The sequence below is a fragment of the Paraprevotella xylaniphila YIT 11841 genome, from assembly GCF_900683745.1.
Lineage (GTDB): Bacteria > Bacteroidota > Bacteroidia > Bacteroidales > Bacteroidaceae > Paraprevotella > Paraprevotella xylaniphila.
In genome coordinates, this window is the sequence record NZ_LR215980.1 from 3856910 (window position 1) to 3876956 (window position 20047).

Genomic DNA, 20047 nt, shown 5'->3' on the forward strand with positions numbered 1-20047 from the left:
CAGCAATGCAATGAAGAGAGTATTGATATTATTGGCTTTTTTAGGCACAATGCTGCATGCCGGGGCGCAGGTGATGGTGAGCGGGCATGTGGTGGATGCGAATGACGGCCTTGAACTGATGGGCTGTACCGTGGCTGAAAAGGATGCCACGAACCGTGTGGTCGGGGGAATGACTACGGATATGAACGGTAACTTCGCATTCAAGGTGAAGAATGTGAACAATAAGTTGGTGTTCACCTATATGGGGTATAAGACGCAGGAGTTTCCCATCGGCTCTCAACGCAAGTTCAACGTCAAGATGGTGGACAATACGATGAAAGTGAGCGAAGTGGTGGTCAAGGCTCATAAAAAAGGTCCGGACGGGGCGTTCAATATCCCCCAACGGGAGGTGAGCATGGCCATGACGACGTTCAAGATGGATGCCATGGAAGGCGTATCGGTGGCTTCGGCGGACGATGCCTTGCAGGGACGTGTGGCCGGTCTGGACATTGTCATGGGAGGAAGTCCCGGTTCGGGCAGCCAAATGCGTATCCGTGGAACAACTTCCATAACCGGTAATTCGCAGCCTTTGGTGGTAGTCAATGGTGTTCCTTACAGTGGTGAAATAGATGAGAGCTTCGACTTCGGCACGGCCAATGAAGAAGAGTATGCGGACTTGTTGAGCGTGAACACGGAGGATATCGAAGAAATCACGGTACTTAAGGATGCGGCTTCTACGGCCATGTGGGGTTCCAAGGGAGCCAACGGTGTGCTGCTTATCAAGACCAAGCGGGGTACACGCGGCAAGACACGGGTTTCTTATACCTATAAATTATCCGGTGCCACACAGCCCAAGGGAATGAAGCTCCTGTCGGGCGGTGACTATACCATGATGATGAAGCAGGCCTATTTCAACCGTACGCTGAGTGGGCGCGACGAGACTTATGAACAGTATGACTATGACGAGTTGCGTTATGAGCCCGATAACCAGAATTACAATAACAATACAGACTGGGTGGACGAGGTGACGCGTCACGGTTGGACGAATGACCACTACCTGACCGTATCGGGAGGAGGCGAAAGGGCTGCTTTCCGTATTTCGGGAGGATATTATGACGAGAAAGGTACGGTCATGGGTGAACGTTACAAACGTTTCTCTACCCGTTCGCAGTTGGATTATTATGTGTCCGACCGTATGTTGTTTACCTCAGAGTTCCAGTTTACCTATTCGGATAACGACCGTAATTATGATAAATTGTTAGATATAGCTTACAAGAAGATGCCGAACATGGCCGTTTACGAGGAAGATGCAGACGGTAACAGTACCGGGCGTTACCTTAACATGGACATCAATACGGACTTCAACAAGGAACAGCGTGACTTGAAGAATCCTGTGGCTTTGGGCAAGTTGGCCAAAAATGACCTGAAGGGTTATCGTCTGATGCCGAAGATGTCCTTGCAGTACGACTTTTTCGATCCGGCAAAGCATTATTTGCGTTATTTGGGATGGGTGGCCATCGATTTGAACAACGAAAGGGAGGAAAGGTTCTTGCCTGCCGAGTGCGTGTACAACGCTGCGGATAATTACGGTTCGGCCAATGTGGCGGAAACCAAGACTTCCGGTAAGCTAACCGTGGCAACGGAGCATGGTATTACTTATCAGAGCCATTTCCTGAATGACGACCATAACTTGCAGGCACAGGCTCTGATGCAATTGACTACTACGACCAGCCATTCCCAATATGTGAAAAAGCAAGGATTGCCGAGTTCGGATATTACGGATGCCACGGCTACAGGTTATATTTCAGGAACGGAGAACGGTAACAGTAATGATAAGACCTTGGGGTGGATGGGACGCGTGCACTACAGCTTCAAGGGACGTTACATCTTTGATGCCAATTTACGTGTGGACGGATCCACGCAATTCGGCCCCTCCAACCGTTACGGCTTCTTCCCCGGCGTGGGTGGAAAATGGATTATTTCGGATGAACCTTGGTTGAACAAGTACACTGGAAAGGTTCTGACATTGTTGGCTTTCCGTCCGAGTTGGGGTATTGCCGGACGACAACCCGGGAAAAACTACCTGCAATACAGCTTGTTGACAACGAATTCCACGGGATATATGGATTTGAGCGCGGTGTATCCTACCCGTATCCGGCTCGACGGCTTGAAATGGGAAAAGGTGACCTCGTTGAACTTGGGATTCGATATGGAACTTTGGAACGGGAAGGTATCTGTCGTGTATGATTGGTACAAGAAGCGTACGGACGACTTGTTGTTTAAGGATATCGATATACCGTCTTCTTCCGGTTTTGCTACTTTGACCTACAAGAACGTAGGACGGATGGACAATGACGGTTGGGAACTTACAGTCAATTTCAACAAGGTGGTGGAAAAAGGCAAGTTCTCGTTGGATATCAATACGAACTTTGCTTCTAACAAGAACATGATCCGCAGCCTTGATCCGAGTGTATTGAACAACTTCAACAATCATTCGGCCTTTGGGAACGGTGCTTATTATACCCGTTTGCAGGAGGGAAATTCTTTCGGTTCTATTTACGGCTTCCGCTACAAAGGTGTGTATTCTTACAGTTATGACCGTTATGACCAGGCTGTTGCCGAGGGAAAAACCTGTCCGGTGGCCCGGGATGAGAACGGTGTGCCGATGACGAACTTCGACGGAACGGTGAAACCGATGTACTATTACCACAGCACGACCAAGTACCAGTTCCAAGGTGGGGATGCCATTTATGAGGACATTAACCACGACGGTAGTATCGACCAGTATGATGTGGTTTATTTAGGAAACTGTAACCCCAAAATGCAGGGTGGTTTCGGGTTCACTTTGCGTTATGACCGTTTCTCCGTGAATCTGTTCTGCAATTACCGTTGGGGCAACAAGATTGTGAATATGGCCCGTATGAACGCCGAGAACATGTATAATGCCTACAATCAGTGTACAACGGTGAATTGGCGTTGGCGTAAGGAAGGTGATGTGACCGACATGCCTCGTGCCGTATATAACCAAGGGTACAATTGGTTGGCTTCCGACCGTTATGTGGAAGACGGATCGTTTCTTCGTGTGAAATATATCACTTTCCGTTACCGTTTTCCCTCTAATTGGGTAAAGCGTATCGGAATGACGAACCTGAGTGCTTATCTCACGGTGAACAACCTTTGGTGTTTTACCAAATATTCCGGTGTAGATCCAGAGATTTCTATTTGTACGGATACGGCCAAAGACTATTATGGCATAGCTGTGGACAACTCCATGACTCCACGTGCCAAGGAATGGACTTTCGGACTTTCAGCCACATTTTAATTAAAAAACGGAAATGATGAAAACAATGAAATACTATCTGAAAAATATCTTGTTGGCAGCCTCATGCCTGTGGGCTTTTACTGCATGCAACGATTTCCTGACACTTTATCCGGAAGATGACATCGTGGACGATGAATATTGGGAGACGGGAGAGGACGTGCAGAGCGTGGTGGCCTCTTGCTACCGTTTTATGTTGGAAGACAATGTGATTAGCCGGATAATCTATTGGGGGGAGGCGCGTTCGGACAATATGGATTATTCGACATCGGCTTCTACGGACGAACAGTATCTGAAAGATGCCAATTTGCTGTCCTCTAACGCATTGGTGACTTGGGGCGATTTTTATAAAGTCATCAATATCTGTAACAAGGTCATTAAGTCGGCTCCTGCCGTACGTGATCGTGATGCCAACTTTACCGAAGAACGTTTGCACAATTATCTGGCAGAAGCATATACCTTGCGTGCGCTCTGTTATTTCTATTTGATACGTAGTTTCGGTGATGTGCCTTACGTGACGGAACCTAGCGAAAGTGAACAGCAGGATTACCAAGTGGCACAGAGTTCGGCTGACGGTGTTATCGTACCGGCCATGATAGAGGATTTGAAACTGGCGGAAAGTTATGCTCCAGAGGAGTGGCCCACGGAACAGTACACTCGTGGACGCATTACAAAAAATGGCGTGCGTGCGCTTCTGGCCGATGTGTATTTGTGGAAAGCTTCCGATGTAGGCAATGCCGATGCACGTGCCGACTATCAGGCTTGTGTGGATGCTTGTGACCGCGTGTTGCGCAACGAAGCTTTATATGAGACGGAGATGATGATGGTGGAGGGAAACCGTATGTACAATTCCGTTTTTTATAATGGAAATTCCACCGAGAGCATTTTCGAATTGAATTTCGACAGCGAAGGGAAGATGAATGGTGCTACGGCCAATCTGTATGGTAACAGTAGCAAGGGTAAGAGTGCGCATTTCGAACCGACAGCGCAAATGTTCAATGCTTATCAGGACGTGCAATATGATTACCGTGCCCGTGACTTTGTGGCAGCTACTGTGGATGTCGGGTCGGACGGTGCTGTTGTTCCTCCTACGAGTTTCAAAGTGTTCAAGTATGAAGGGCAGTCGCCGGCATCGGCTTTGGTGCCCCATTCTTCGGGAGAATATGTTTACCGAAGTTCTACCAGTACGGCTAATTGGATATTCTACCGTCTTTCCGACATTTATTTGATGAAAGCGGAAGCTTTGGCCGAAATGGCTGTGACGGATGATGAACGGAAGACGGTTATCTCGTTGTGTAACGTCACTTACAAGCGTGCCACGATGGAAATGGATTCATTGGAGTATGCAGATTATCCTACGATGGATGACGTGCGTGCGATGGTTCTGCAAGAACGTCGTCGCGAGCTTTGCTTCGAGGGTAAGAGATGGTACGACCTGTTGCGCAAGGTGCGCCGGGAAGGGTCAACTTCAAATTCGTATGCTTTGTTAGAGGAGGCGTATGCCCGTGAGATTTCTACTTACAAGGCTCGCCTGTCCAATCCGTTGGCTTGGTATCTTCCCATATCGTTGACGGAGATGAACGCCAATACCCAATTACACCAGAATTCATATTATGCAACAAAAGAACAGTAATTCCAAATGAAGGACATCATGAAGAAGATTATGATAAAAATATCGTTAGCCGCCGGGGCATTGGCCGTTATGGCCGGTTGCCAGGATAACCTGTGGGACGAGCATTACGGTTTGGACGGGACCGTGGAGACCCGTAACCTGATGCAAGTGTTGGAGAGCATGCCGGAGTACTCTGAGTTTTGCAGTGTGGTGAAACGTGCGGGACTGGATTCCGTATTGGCCACGGACCAGACCTTTACGGTATGGGCTCCGGACAATGAGGCTATGGCCGGTTACACGGTGAATGCGGAAACGAAGTCTCAATTCTTGGAGAACCATATTTCCCGTTACCTTTATGGAGGGGTAGACTTGGCCGATACTTCTTCCGTGAGGGTGAAAATGCTGAACGGGAAATCGCAGGACTATGCCCGTGAAAACGGTAACTATACTTTTGCCGGAGTTCCGGTAAAGGCAGAAGAAATCCCGGCCGGAAACGGACTGGTTCACGGTTTGTCGCGGATAGCCCCGTTCTATTATAATCTGTATGAGAATATCTGCCAGGAAGGAAATGGGACGGATTCGCTTGCGGCATTCCTGACTTCTTTTGACGAATACACGTTCAATGAGGAAAAGAGTACGGCTATCGGCAAGAACGCTTCGGGACAAATCGTGTACGATTCGATTTTCGATTTCAATAATGATTGGTTGCAGCGGTATGGCCACTTGCATTCGGAAGACAGTGTGTACACGATGATTGTTCCCTCTGATGAGGGATGGAAAAAAAGCCGGGGGCGTATGGCAGAGTATTTCCGTACTTTCGGCGAGACGTTGAAAGACACCGTGAAATCCTTGATTATTCCAGACAGGGAGTATGCCGTAAGTACGGCCTTGTCGGACTCCTTGTCGGAAGCTTGGATGAAGCAAGCCATTTGTATGGATTTGGTATTCCGCAAGGACGTTGATTTTTCCTCTGTTCCCGGTGATTCTTTGGCTTCCACTTCGGGCAATGTATTCCATCATCCTTCTTACCTGTTAGCCGGGGCCGTTGAAGAACCGGTCAGCAACGGCCGGATTTGGAAAACCGATGACTTGCTCCATAAGCCGGAGGAGTCTTGGTTGAAGACCATCGTGGTCGAGGCCGAGAATACTTCGGGACGCGAGTCCAATTATGCGGTTATCAGTTCGCGCAGCTCGTCCGCTACGCTGTTTCGGGATTCTGTATCAGAACAACGTTTTATTGAGGTGACGGCTACCAGTGAGAATCCCCGCCAACAGCCTATTGTACAGTTTACCGTGCCCAATACATTGGCAGCTCGGTACAACGTGTATTGTGTGTTTGCTCCGGCTTGTGCCTATATGGAGGGCGTGGAAGCTGACAGTACGAAAGTGAATTTTTATTTGAATTATGTGCATGAGGATGGTCGGATGTATGAGGACGAGGTAATCGTGGGTGAGGCTCCGACGAATGGCAGTACCATGACGAAGATGTTCGTCACCCAAATCAAGTTGCCTTATGCCAACTATTCGGAATCCCCCTTTTCCGGTCCTGAAACGCAGGATAATGATTGCGTGAAACTGCGTGTGCAGGCGAATGTGGCCCGGAATGAGACGACGAAATATACCCGTACCATGCGGATAGATTGCCTAATTTTTGAACCTGTAATAGAATAATGCGATGACGGACATATTAAAATATGCCATGATGACCATGGCTTTGGGATTTGTTTCCGCACAGGCCGGGGAACTTTCCGGACGCGGAAAAGAGGTGCAGAAGATTTATGTGAGTGGTAAGGTGACGGACGCACAGACGGGCCGTCCCGTGCAAGGCGTAAAGGTGGCTGCCGGAGCGTGGTCTTCTTTGACAGACGAAAATGGTAGGTATAAAGTGCGTGTACCGTCTTATATGGTACAATTGACGCTTTCTTCGGAAGGATACTTGCAGCGTATCGTGCCTTTGCAGGGCGATTCGGTGAAGGAGGTTTCTGTGTACAGTGATGCGTTCCTGACGTTGAAGGGGGAGGATGCCTTTACCAATACGCAAGCCGTTTCATTAGATGATGTGTTGGGGGAACGATGGGGAAGCGATGTGCGTACGGCCACCCGGAGTGCTGTGGGCGGTGAAGGTTCCAACATGTTCATACGGGGATACAATTCATTAAATGTGAACGCACAGCCTTTGATCGTTGTGGATGGTACGATATGGGATACTTCTACGTTGGTGGAGACCGTTCATGACGGCTTTTATGAGAATCCGTTGGCTTTTATTGACGTGAACGACATAGAGTCCGTACAGGTTATCAAGGACGCGACTTCTTTATACGGCAGTAAAGGAGCTAATGGGGTTATCCTTGTGTCGACTAAGCGTGGGCGCAGCATTACGACCCGTATCGCAGCCGACTTGTCTTTCGGTTTCCAACAGGCTCCTAAAGCCATGAGGGTGATGGGGAGCGATGCCTATCGTACCTATTTGAGTGAGATGCTGAAAGGCAGCGGGCAGTCTGGCAAGTGGGCTACGTTGTTCGATGGATATTTAGGAATGAATCCGGCAGCAGCGGACTATTCCACTTACCACCAGCATAATGATTGGACGGATAATGTGACCCGTAACGGCAATATGCAGCATTACGGCATTAATGTGCAGGGCGGGGACGATATTGCCAAGTATTCCATTTCGTTGAGCTATGACGGACAGAAAGGCGTAGTGGAAGAAACGGACTTTTCCCGTTTGAACGCCCGTATCAATTCCGATGTGTTCCTGACCAAGACCTTGACTTTGGCTACGGATGTGTATTTTACGAATCTGAATTATACGCTTCAGGATGACGGGGTGAACAAGACCACCTCGCCGCGTTATTTGGCACTGGTTAAGGCTCCTTTTTTGGTGGGATACAGCTATACTGACGATGGTACTCAGTTGACGAACACGCTGAATGACGTGGATGATTTGGGTGTGTCCAATCCGTTGGCTTTGTTGGCCAATGCCGAGAATACGAACAAACAATACCGTTTCGGGGTGAGTTTGGCACCGAAATGGGACATAACGGACAACTGGTCAGTTGAGGGGCGTTTTAGTTATAGCTTCAATAACTCTAAAAGCCATTATTTTTCCCCGATGGTAGGCGTGTCCCCGCAAGTCGTTGGCAATCAAGTGTGGGAGAATACGGTGAAGGACCAGACGGTAACACAGAACAACTTGTTCGGTGAGGCCAAAGTGTCTTATCATAAGTTGATTCACAATGACCATTTTGTGGATGCCTTTGTGGGATACCGCATTATGAATTCCTCTTTCAAGAGTGTATATGAGGACGGTCATAATACGGGAAACGACAAGGTATCGAACATGAATAATTCTTTGTCTTACCGTACGGTGGACGGCTTGAACACCGATTGGAGTTCCGTGGCTTTGTATGCACAAGGAAAATATACCTATCAGGAACGTTATACTTTGTGGGCGGCAGTTTCCATGGATGCTTCTTCCCGTTTCGGAAAGGATGCCCCCGGAAGTTTCCGGATGTGCGGAGGCACGTGGGGGACGTTCCCGAGTGTAGGTGGCTCATGGTTAGTCACTAATGAACGTTTTATGCGTCCATTGGCTTTTGTCGACCGTTTGAACCTAAGAGCCAGTTTCGGTATCACAGGGAACGACAACATCGACGGTATGTATGGCTATTCTTATCTTTCCGGAGTGAATTATCTGGGTTCAGCCGTGGGTCTGAAGTTGGCGAACCTTGCCAATTCTGCCTTGAAATGGGAGACGACACGCAAATGGAACGTGGGTGTGGATTTGGCTTTCCTGAACGACCGGTTGGGCATCAGCGTGGATTATTACCAACATCGGACGAAAGACTTGCTCACATGGAAGCAAGCAGATACGGAAACCGGTTTGGAAGATTTCCTGCAAAACGGAGGCGAACTTTCCAACAAAGGAATCGAAATAGCCTTTTCTGCCAAAGTGTTGGATACCAAACCGTTCAAATGGAATACGGAAATAGGCATCGCTCGCTATAGGAATGAAATCACGGCCTTGCCGGATGGGGATTACACTACGGAGATATTGGGGGGAGAAGTCTTGACTTCTGTAGGCCGTCCTGCCGGAGTGTTCTATGGTTATGAGGCTCACGGGGTGTATGCTACGGAAGCCGAGGCGCGTGTTGCAGGATTGAGGATACAGAATGAAGATGCCTCCTATAGCACTTTTCATGCCGGTGATGTACGTTTTGCCGACTTGCACGCAGACGGGGTATTGGATGATAAGGACAAAACGGTCATAGGTGATCCGAATCCTGATTTCACTGGTTCGTGGGGAAACCGTTTCACGATGGGGCGTTTTGCTTTGGACCTACTCTGTACGTTCAAATGCGGCGGTGATATATACAATTATCAACGGCAGACTTTGGAGAGCATGTCCGGTACGTTCAACCAGACTCAGGCGGTCATGAACCGTTGGCGCTACGAAGGACAGGTGACGGATATGCCGAAAGCGGTGTATGGCGACCCGATGGGGAACAGTCGTTTCAGTTCGCGTTGGATAGAAGACGGCAGCTTTTTCAAGTTGAAGGATGTACGTCTGTCTTATCGTTGGCCTATCAACAACATTTATATCCAAGGCGTAACGTTTTGGGCGGGTGCTTCCAACCTTTTGACCTTGACCAAGTATCTGGGGCCGGATCCGGACGTGTCCATGCAGTCCGGTGTGTTGTACCAAGGTATCGACAATGGATTGTTGAGCCACGGTCGTTCTTATCAAATCGGTGTGAAACTTAATTTGTAAAAACCATGAAGAAGATTTTGAGATATACCTTATTATATATAGGTTTTGGATGCGCCGGATGGTTGTGCGCTTCTTGCAGCGACTTTTTTGAAACGGATTCTGATGCCGTGTTGAAAACCGATGGGCAGCGTTACGAGGACGAAACAGCAGCCCGGGCCGGGTTGTTCGGCCTGTTGCAAGGGTTGCAGGCTGTCGGGGACAATTATGTGATTATGGGCGAACTCCGGGGGGACCTGATGGATGTGACGGAAAACTCCTCTCAGGAATTGCATGACATCTGTGAATTCAATGTGGATGAGGAAAATTCTTACCTGAAAGAACGCGATTATTATGCGTTGATTAACAATTGCAATTATTATATCCACCGCTTGGATACCACTATTACCCGTAGGGAGGAGGATAAGAATTATCCTGTCAAGGTGTTGCGTCCTTATATGGCACAGGCCAAGACGCTCCGTGCTTGGTGTTACTTGCAGTTGTGTTTGGATTATGGACGGGTGAAGTATGCTGACGATGCCTTTTTGGATGTGAGTCGTCCGGTGGAGATGCGGACATTGGATTTGGATGGTTTGTTGCCTGTGTTGATTCAGGATTTGGAAAACGTGTTGCCTTGGATGGTATCGGATGACACGCCGACAAGCAATGGTTGGGTGATGGGAAATGCCGATCCTGGTTTTGCCGGTTCCGTGCGATACGAGAATTATACGGCCAACCAACTGATGTTGCCTGTACGTTTCGTGTTGGGCGAACTTTATATGTGGAACCGTGATTTCTTGAAAGCAGCGCAAACATATTATGACCTGATATATTGGAACCGTTTGACGACATCTTCTTATGCAAATTCCTACAATGAGTCCACGTTGTTGCCTGCCGGAATGAATTGGCCGACACAGTTCTCAGGGTTCGCGTATTCCGACATTTTGACAGCTATTCCTTTTACTGACGAATATGCAGGGAATTCTTCCGGATTATCCAAAATGTTCAATTCTTCGTATGTTCTGGCTCCGTCCCAAACCTTGATTGATTTGTTCAATGGACAGGCTTATACCATCAACACCAAACCCGTGAGCGGAGACTTGCGTGGAGAATACGGTACATACGTCCGGGAGATGGAAACCGTGAACGGGAGTGAGACGGAACGTCCGTATGTGGACAAGTATAATTATATGGAAGCCAATGACAACGCTTACGTTGTCTTGTGCCGCACGGCTTTGGTTTACCTGCGTTATGCCGAGGCCGTCAATCGCTTGGGAAAGCCTAAACTGGCATTCTATGGTGTGCTGAAATATGGCCTGAACAAGGATACTTATGAAATATACAATGACCTGTTGAAAGACGAATTGACCGGTGAGCCTTGGATAGATTTCGGGCTTACGTATTCGGGAAATGTGGGCTTCTTCTCCGGGAACTACGGTTTGCACGGGCGTGGTTGTGGGCAACAGAACCTGCAGCTTGACCCGACGTATGTCATCGAAGAATGTGCTACGGCCGAAGATACCCTGCGATTCGTGGAGGACGAACTTCTTGCGGAATATGCCTTGGAGACGGCATTGGAGGGTAACCGTTTCCATGACCTGATGCGCATTGCCCGTTATCGGAACGATCCTTCTTATTTGGCAGACAAAGTGGCAGATAAGTTTACGGGTAGCGGACGCGAGGCCATACGCGCCAAACTGAAAAATCCGCAGAACTGGTATTTGCCTACGACGGTGAAGTTTGACGGAAAATAAAAAAGGAGGATGTATGAAAAAGATGATATTATTGTGCGTTTGCCTGGCCGGACTGAATGCCATGGGGCAGCAGCGTGTGTTTAAGCATCCCGGCATATCCTATACACAGGCTGATATCGACAGGATGCGGGCCATGGTGGATGCCGGTCAAGAACCTTATTATTCGGCTTTCCTTGAATTCAAGGAAAGCCGTTACACGACTTATCGTGACTATGAACGTCCTTTGCCTGTCCACGAAGGGCAGCCTGTCATTTGGGATAATCCTAATTTGTGGTTGGATGAGTTCGGACAGGTGGCTTTCCATAATGCCATGATGTGGAAGCTGACGGATGAAACGTCCTATGCGGACAAAGCCGTGGCCGTGCTGAACCGCTATGCTCCCGTACGTAGTATTAAACCTTATGGGACGAATTGCTTGGATGCTTCCAAGGCTACCATGCTCATTGAGGCTGCCGAATTATTGCGTGATTATGAGGGATGGAAACCCGAAGACCAACAGGGGTTCAAGGATTTCCTGGTGAGTCCCGGATATAGTACAGTGGAAGATTATTATGCCAAATACTCCTCGTCCGACACGTTGGAAAACCGTGTGACGGTGTATTGGAATATTTTTCAAGGTGATCCGGGACGACATGGCAACCAAGGCTTGTATGGTTTGCGTACCCTGATGGCCATGGGTATCTATTTGGACAACGATACCATTTACGAGCGGGCTTACCGAAAATTGTTGAGCCTGTCCCATCGTCAGGATGACCTGCCTTATCCTAAAGGGCCGAAAATACCGCACGGTGTTCAGTCACACGTGAATGATGAATACTATATCTTATATGACGCAAGCAAGATTACGGTGGGCGAGGAGGAAGACTATGGTTATGACGATGAGTTGAAGTATTGGATTTGGGAGAACGGCCAGTGTCAGGAGGCTTCGCGTGACCAAGGGCATATCATGGACGGCATGTGTAATATGGTGGACATTGCCCGTACGGCATGGAACCAAGGCGATGACGTGTTTTCTGCCTACGGCGGGCGAATCTTGCAGGGCATCACTTATGCGGCCAAGTACAACTACGGTTGGTATAACCGTGAACAGATGAAGAACAAGTATTGGCCGGAAGAAGAACTTTTTGAGCCAACGGTGGAGAATGGGCAATTCATCCGCCGCATGGCGCGTTGTGCCCGTTGGGAGGGCCTGAAAATCAATCCATGGTCGGAAGGAAACCAAACGGATTGGACGAGAGGGAAGCAGTTCCACAGTCCCGGTACGATGTGGATGCAATATAAGGTACGTATGGGATTACCGGCAGATAGTTTGCTTTGGGTACAGCGTGCTTTCGATGTGAAGAAGGCGGAGGATGGCAGCATGCCCGGAGGTTTGTTGGATTACCGTACGGTTTGGATGGCCGGAGATGGCGGGACGTTTGTGGATGGTCGGCATGTGTCTGGGCTTCCGGCCTTGCCTGGAACGATACGGGCCGTGGATTATGACTTCTATAGTTTGGCCGCAAACGGTGAAGGGCTGACTTACCATGACAAAGGCACGGAAAAATGTAAGTTGTATCGTACGGACGGTACCGTGGAAATAGAAACGGTAGGCGATAGCTATGTCGTAACCGGGATGGAAGATGGTGAATGGATGAACTATAGTTTTACCGTAGCCAAAGACGGGTATTATCGCATTTGGGCCGATGCTGAGGTGTCGGTAGTTGGAGGCGCACTGTATGCCGCAGTGGATAATGGCACGGCTGTTGGGGGCGAATTGCCTGTGGGACAAGGATTCCAAGAACATGAGTTAGGTGTGTTGAGGCTTCGTGCGGGTGCCAGTGTGTTGCGTATGACCGTAAAAGGAACGGATAATGCAGTCCGTCTGCGTTCTATCCGTGTGGAGGAGACAGCCCGTCCTTCGGAAGAAACCGATTATGTGTGGAACTCCCGTGATTATTCTACTCCTATAGGGAAAGGGGAAATTCTGACAGACCAGAGTGACAAACTTTTGGTTTCCAATCGTTATGCAAGTGAACTTGTACCGACTTTTACCGTGGTGGGCGAACCTATGGCATATCATATAACTTCGGATAAATTGTACTTGGCTATCCATGGTGTGAACTTGAACATGGTGGCGTTCCAAGAAGCAACCTATCGGTTACCCAGAGGAATGGATGACGAGACGAAGGCCAGTACGAGCGGGCAGGCGGCAACCTATTCCGTGAAAGGATGCGGAGCGGGCGGAGACGAACAGTTGTTCGTCTGGCAGTTGGATTCTTCTGCCAACCGCCGTATCGAGCCTTTATTGGGGGATTGCTATGCGGAAGGCGTAGAGGCTTACACATTGAAAGGTTTGTGCTTTGCCGTGAATGGAGAGTCGCTGTATAAAGACACGAGAATAGATGACATTGGCTTTTATACCTTGGAAGAGTTGATGGCACGCTATGGTGAGGATTTGAAAGATACTCCTCTTACTGTGCCTCGCATATCAATGGAATGTGAAGGTTCTCCTGCCGTTTACCGTATAGACGGTACTCGCGTGCCGGTGGATACCTCCCGGCCGGATTGGCGCGTGGCCTTGCCGGGCGGAATCTATGTGGTGGACGGTAAAAAGTTGGTTTTGCCATGAGGTACGGAATTTGTGGAACAGTAAATAAAAGATATGATATGACACACAGACATTTTTTGCGTGGCTTGTTATTGGTCTTACTCAGTGTTTGGGGCATGAAGGCAGAAAGTGCCGGATTAGAGGAAAATGGCGAAAAGTCGTTTGTCCACCCCGGTATCGTTGTCACGAAGGAGAGCGTGTTCCGAATGAAAGACTATATTGCTCGTCGGGCTTATCCTGTGTATGAAGGTTTTCTATTATTGAAATCTTCGCCCCGAGTAGGAGAGGCGTATAAAATGAACGGCCCTTATCCTTATATTTCGCGCGACCATCCGGATTACAAGTACACCTCGAATGGGATGAGTTCGGATTTCAGTGCGGCCTACGAGGATGCCCTGATGTGGGTGTTGACGGACAACCGGATGTATGCCCGTAAATCGATGGATATCCTTTCGGCTTATGCTTCTACCTTGCAAGGAATACCAGAATCGAACGACCGCATGCTTTTGGCAGGCTTGGAAGGATTTAAGATAGCCAGTGCCTTGGAAATACTGAAGCATACGGACTCCGGAATCCCTGGGACCGAGATTGAAAACGTCGTGGCTATGTTGAAGGAACATTTTCAGCGGGCAATGGACGATTTTTATGCCATGCCGGCCTGTACCAACGGAAATTGGGGCTTGATCGTGACGAAGGCTTATATGGCAACAGCCATCCTGACGGATGACAGGGAAATGTATGACCGGGCAAAGGACTTTTACCTGGACGGGGAGGATAACGGCACGATTCGGAACTATATCGACGGTGAGACCGGACAGCTTCAGGAGAGCGGGCGTGACCAACAGCATAGCATGTTGGGACTGTCGGCCATGGCGATGGTGTGTGAGGTAGCTTGGCATCAGGGAGATGACCTTTATGGGTTGTTGGACAACCGTTTCTTGAAAGGGTGCGAGTATGTGGCACGTTACAATTTGGGCTACGATGTCCCTTACAAGGTATGGAAAGATGTGACAGGAAAATACAGCAACTGGCCGGTCATATCGGAAAAAGGACGAGGGGTGATACGTCCCATCTTCGAGGCTCCATTCAACCATTATGTCCATCGCCGTGGGTTGGAAATGCCCTATACGGAGGAGTTATTGGAGAAGTTCCGTCCTGAGGGTTTCAATCCCGAAGGTGATTGCGGGTCTTTATTGTTCTATGAGGCTGCTCCGTTGCCTGCTCCCGAAGGTCTGGGACATTTGGATGAAGACTTTGCCCGTGCGGATGCGACGGTGGCCGGATGGACGGCTGTGACTTCCGGCGTGGAGCTTGCTGTGGATGACGGGTGTATGGTGGTGCATTGTGCCAAGCAGTCTGACGGTTCCTATCGCGGGGACATCAAGTTGACGGGAAAGACTTTGCTTGATGGGCGTAACTGGCCTGTGTTTGCCATCAAGGTGGACGGCGCGGAACCTGACCGGATTGCGGTGGACACGGAACGCGGGCCTTTCGGCAACGGTTACGGTAAGTGGACCGGCCGTATCGGGGACAACGTGTATTATTGCGACCTCCGCACGAGAAATTTCGGTGCGGATAACCGGTTGGGCAGTGAAGACCTATGGGAACTTTCGCGGTTCGGTTTGAAAGTGGCGGGATTAGTGAATGATGTTTATCGTGTGGCTTGGGTTAAAACATTCCGTAGTGTGGAAGAACTGGAAAACTTTGTTACGGGAGTGCCATCAATACAAACCGTTGCTGATGTGCGTTATGATGTACATGGGAGCGTGCTTCGTCTGTGGGCAGACGGGGCATTGCTCGATTTACGGCTATATTCGGCTGATGGTAGCCTTTGCAGTATGTTGGGTGACAGATGTGGCAAGACGGAAATACACCTGCCGGGGCGTGGGGTATTTGTCTTGCGTTGGAGTGACAACGGTAGGCGATGCCGTTCATTGAAGGTTTGCATGGGGGATATGAGATAAATGTAAGAATGGGTGGTAAAGTGCTATTCTTTGTCGATATAATTCAATGTATTGGTTGAGGCTTTCCCTTACCTTTGTAACAAGGTAATCCGGTTTCTTTTATCAAATTGAGAAGGAGCACCAATAATTATCTTGATTTCTAATTTTTAAAATTAACCACAATGAAAAAACAATTCTTTCTATCTCTCTTCATGTGCGTGGCCTTGTCGCTGCATGCACAGACGGACATGACGGAGCGCATTGTCAATCCCGGCTTCGAGGAGGAAGCTACCGGTTGGGAAATCAGTAGGATGGGACGCCAAGGAAATAGCGACTTCCCTTTGAAGGTGGGCGATTATTATGTCGAGACCTGGAGTGGAGCCGGAAGCCGGGTGGCGGATGGCAGTGTCGAGCAGGTGTTAACCGATTTGCCTGCGGGTACTTATACGGTGAGCGTGGTCGCGCAGAACATCCAACAGAATGATGCCGATGCCAAACAGACAGGGGTGTGGTTGTATGCCAATGACGACAAAACCGAAATTAATTTGCCGGGAAAATATGACGTGAAGACTACGACGGTAGATGGTACATTGGAGATTGGTCTCCTTGTACAAGGGGCAACGGGGAATTACGTATGTGTGGATGATTTTCACATGACTCTTGAAGAACCAACGGAAGAGACTTATGAAGTTTTTCGTGAAGAGGTGGGCAAACTTATCACAGAAGCCGAGAGTATCGACAAGCATCTTGACACACCCGAACAGAAAGTGCTCGATGCCGCTTTGGCTGACGGGAAAGCTGTGGTAGACGGGACTTCTACTAAGGATGTGACCGAGGTGTATGCTGCATTGAAGGCTGCCATTTATAATTACCGGCTTGCGTTGGCTTCACCCGAAGAACCGTTGGAAATGACTTCCAATATGTTGAATCCAGATTTTGAGGACGATACCAAGGGATGGGTGTCTACTGGGTTCGGCACCCAAGGCAATGACGTTTTTGTGCTGAAGAGCGGTTCCTATTATTGTGAAATTTGGAATGGTGGGGCAAAAGTGCCGGATGCTGACATCTACCAGTTTGTAGAATTGCCCAACGGGAATTACCGGCTTACATTGTCGGCTCAAAACATTCAGGAAAGTAATCCGGCCATTGTACAGAGTGGTGCTTATGTGTATGCCAACAATGCGAAGAAAGAACTGAACCGAACAGCTCAGTACACGCTCGATTTCGTGGTAGTGGACAATCAGGCTCAAATAGGAGTGAACACAATAGGATGTACCGGAGACAAAGTGGCTTTTGATGATTTCCATATTTATTATGCGGGATTCGATGCCGATGTCCAGTTTGCGGAGTTCAAGCAGATGATACAGGAAGGAGAAGCGTTGCTCGCTTCCTACCAGCATGCCGACAGTCTTGCCGCGCTGACGAAGGCCGTGAAAGAAGCCAAGGCTGTGACTGAGGTGGAAGACATCGCGGGTTATGCAGCCGTTTTGCGTGCGGCAATCAATGCCTCGCAAACCAGTGTGGGGGATTATGCTTTCTTCTTGGAAGTCATCCAAAAGTCGGAGAAGGTGCTTGCCGAAGGATTGGCTAACGGCGCGGACGGGCTGAAGGCGGCCATCGACAAGGCTGACGGGCTTTACAAGGCGGCCAAGAGTACAAGGGAAGAAATAGAATTGTTGGTCAAGGAGTTGGCTCAAGCAGAATTGCTGTATTATGCGGCCAATCCTTCGGGTGATGTGCCGGGGGTGGTGACATCGAGTTTCATTCCCCGTGGTGCCGTCGGAGCTTTGGGACGTGTCACCGTGAATGGCATGGAAGAGAAGGACATCAAGTTGCAGGGCTATTGTTGGGCCACCCACAAAGAACCGACTTTGGCAGACAATTATGTGACCGAAGGGGAGCAAGTGTTGAACTATCCCGGTCTCATTTATATCATGGAACCTTTGGAACCGGCCACAGTATATTATGTACGTGCTTTTGCCATGACACAGGGTAATGCCGTGGGATACGGTGAAGTGCGCAAAATCATAACGCTTCCCATGGGGAACTGTACTTGGAGTTATGCTAACAATGGAGGACCGGACGACAACAAACGGATTAGTAATGCGTGTCGCGAGGCGATGGACTACTACAACAAATGGACGAGCATACGGGATTATGGGATTACAGTGTCTTTTGGTGCCGGTACTCCGACGGCAGAATGTAGTTATGGGGGATGGATGTCGGTAGGTCCTAACCCTGCATACCAACGCACTGGAACGGTAATGCATGAATCCAATCATGGTGTGGGAGTAGGTCAACACGGACGTTGGTGGTATGAAGAACTCAAGGCATCTACCAAGTGGCAGGGTTTGTATCCCACCAAAATGCCTAAAATCCAGTCCGGTGTATGGTGGCAAGGTGACTTGGCCAATCTTATTGTGGAGTTTTTGACCAATGGGGAGGATTTGTGTAACGGTGATGGCATGCACATGGGGCCTTTCGGCATCAACGGAGCCGGGGCTGACAATGGCACACGTTTGCTTTATATCGCCAATGCCTTGCAGACGTTTGGATTGGGAGTGGATGGCTTGCCTCCTTCCGGTGGTTCGCCCACTCCTTATTATATATTTGAGAGCGAGGATGATGTTAAATACTATATCACGAACGAAGATGAGGCTTACGGACGCGGGACGGCTTACCTGACAGAGAATGCGGACGGCACGTTGGCTTATCGTGCTGTTTCTACGGACGAATTGGTTGGTGACGATGCCTACGCCTGGTATCTTGTGTTCCAACCCCAGACATGCTATTACCTGTTGCGTAATGCCAAGTCGGGTAAGTATTTTACTTTCAAGAGTGGTACCATCAAGACCGCCGAAGTGGCCGAACCCGGAGAGAATGAAAGTTTCCACCTGATGAGAGGCCGTGTTCCGGTTATTTTGGGAGCGGGTGAACATTCCATTAATACCAAGGGGTATTGGATATGCGAAGGCAAGCGTAGGATTGAGACTCCTCCGGCATTGCAGGCCGAGGCAAACGGAGAGATAAAGACGGCTTCTTCGCAGGATTTCAGTAATGCGGCAGCCAGCCAGCGTTGGGTCATCCTCACGGCCGACCAGTTGCGTTTGGTGGACGAAGGTAAGGTGGCTTTGAATCGTGAGAAACTACGTCGTTATGTGGCAGGTGCCAAGGAAATGGTGGAAGTTTCACACCATGATGCCACGGACGATGCTTCCGGTAGCTTCACGGCCTTGATCCAAAAGATGGAAGCGGCAGTGGACAACCTTACGACCGTAGAAGAACTGGATGGTGCTATCCGCGAGATGTACACGGGCATCACTTCGTTTATGACGAACACGGTGCTTGACAACCTGTCGGCTTACGATCTCTCTTTCCTGATAGACAATGCCGGTATGGAAAGCCTTGACGGTTGGGAATGCGCCCAAGCCGACGTGCTTCTTTTCACGAACGGGCTGTGCAATACTTCTTCGACGTTCGACATGTATCAGACGTTGAAACAAATGCCCAAAGGGGTGTATCGTGTCGGGGTACAGGGTTTTGAACGTCCGGGTGCCTATTCCCAAGTCGGTAAGGATTATGTTTCCGGCATTGACAACGTGGCCGCAGCTGTTTATTTATATAACAAGTCTTCCCTGATTAACAATATCATGGCAGGAGGACAAGAGAAAAAGTTGGGAACGGCTTCTCAGGTCTTGACGCAGGATTTGTATATCCCTAATAATGTGGCCGCAGCTGTCGATTATATGGAGGAACATCTTTACGACAATACGCTTGTCGTAGAAATCAAGAAAGATGTAGAAGACATGAAAGTGGGCTTGAAAAACACCAAGGTGGTTCCTTCCGACTGGATTGTGTTCGATAATTTTAGCCTTTTCTATTACGGAAGTAACGTGACCGAAGATGATGTGACCGGCATCAATGATGTGGAGGCAGACACGGTGGTTGAAGGAATGCAAGGAACCTATGACCTTTCGGGGCGTGCCATTTCGAATCCTACCCGTCCGGGAATTTACATTGTAAATGGTAAGAAGGTTGTGGTACATTGACGAGGGTAACAAGTACAAATATTCCGGGGATGCCAAGAACGGCATCCCCGGTTT

At 49.0% G+C, this 20047-nt stretch carries 8 protein-coding genes; all 8 read left to right on the plus strand.

All coding sequences use genetic code 11. From position 1 onward, the window contains the following. The first annotated feature begins 10 nt into the window (after positions 1 to 10). The 8 genes from E0E47_RS16155 (at position 11) to E0E47_RS16190 (ending at position 19993) form a co-directional block, all read left to right on the plus strand. Entirely contained in the window at positions 11 to 3301 is a 3291-nt protein-coding gene (locus E0E47_RS16155) for a SusC/RagA family TonB-linked outer membrane protein (RefSeq protein WP_130894176.1), read from the plus strand. A gap of 16 nt (positions 3302 to 3317) precedes the next feature. Next, positions 3318 to 4931: a RagB/SusD family nutrient uptake outer membrane protein gene (locus tag E0E47_RS16160; protein ID WP_232038485.1), complete on the plus strand. Its 1614-nt coding sequence runs from the start codon at positions 3318 to 3320 to the stop codon at positions 4929 to 4931. A gap of 18 nt (positions 4932 to 4949) precedes the next feature. Next, entirely contained in the window at positions 4950 to 6581 is a 1632-nt protein-coding gene (locus tag E0E47_RS16165; RefSeq protein ID WP_130894178.1) for a fasciclin domain-containing protein, read from the plus strand. A 4-nt stretch (positions 6582 to 6585) separates the two neighbouring features. After that, on the plus strand, positions 6586 to 9681 hold the full coding sequence (locus E0E47_RS16170) for a SusC/RagA family TonB-linked outer membrane protein (RefSeq protein ID WP_130894179.1): 3096 nt from the start codon (positions 6586 to 6588) through the stop codon (positions 9679 to 9681). 5 nt (positions 9682 to 9686) lie between these two features. Next, the gene (locus tag E0E47_RS16175; RefSeq protein WP_130894180.1) at positions 9687 to 11411 is read left to right on the plus strand and encodes a RagB/SusD family nutrient uptake outer membrane protein; all 1725 of its coding nucleotides are present in this window, start codon (positions 9687 to 9689) and stop codon (positions 11409 to 11411) included. Between the two features lie 13 nt (positions 11412 to 11424). Continuing rightward, positions 11425 to 14022 carry an alginate lyase family protein gene (locus E0E47_RS16180; RefSeq protein WP_130894181.1) on the plus strand — a complete coding sequence of 866 codons (2598 nt, stop codon included), beginning with the start codon at positions 11425 to 11427 and terminating at the stop codon, positions 14020 to 14022. A 38-nt stretch (positions 14023 to 14060) separates the two neighbouring features. Beyond that, on the plus strand, positions 14061 to 15965 hold the full coding sequence (locus E0E47_RS16185) for a DUF4979 domain-containing protein (RefSeq protein ID WP_172604725.1): 1905 nt from the start codon (positions 14061 to 14063) through the stop codon (positions 15963 to 15965). A 161-nt stretch (positions 15966 to 16126) separates the two neighbouring features. Beyond that, positions 16127 to 19993 carry a hypothetical protein gene (locus tag E0E47_RS16190; RefSeq protein ID WP_130894183.1) on the plus strand — a complete coding sequence of 1289 codons (3867 nt, stop codon included), beginning with the start codon at positions 16127 to 16129 and terminating at the stop codon, positions 19991 to 19993. Positions 19994 to 20047 lie beyond the last annotated feature (54 nt).

What these genes read in the sequence shown, in the direction of transcription:
- E0E47_RS16155 (WP_130894176.1), top strand. Translation starts at nt 11, where the DNA reads ATGAAGAGAGTATTGATATTATTGGCTTTTTTAGGCACAATGCTGCAT.
- E0E47_RS16160 (WP_232038485.1), top strand. Translation starts at nt 3,318, where the DNA reads ATGAAAACAATGAAATACTATCTGAAAAATATCTTGTTGGCAGCCTCA.
- E0E47_RS16165 (WP_130894178.1), top strand. Translation starts at nt 4,950, where the DNA reads ATGAAGAAGATTATGATAAAAATATCGTTAGCCGCCGGGGCATTGGCC.
- E0E47_RS16170 (WP_130894179.1), top strand. Translation starts at nt 6,586, where the DNA reads ATGACGGACATATTAAAATATGCCATGATGACCATGGCTTTGGGATTT.
- E0E47_RS16175 (WP_130894180.1), top strand. Translation starts at nt 9,687, where the DNA reads ATGAAGAAGATTTTGAGATATACCTTATTATATATAGGTTTTGGATGC.
- E0E47_RS16180 (WP_130894181.1), top strand. Translation starts at nt 11,425, where the DNA reads ATGAAAAAGATGATATTATTGTGCGTTTGCCTGGCCGGACTGAATGCC.
- E0E47_RS16185 (WP_172604725.1), top strand. Translation starts at nt 14,061, where the DNA reads ATGACACACAGACATTTTTTGCGTGGCTTGTTATTGGTCTTACTCAGT.
- E0E47_RS16190 (WP_130894183.1), top strand. Translation starts at nt 16,127, where the DNA reads ATGAAAAAACAATTCTTTCTATCTCTCTTCATGTGCGTGGCCTTGTCG.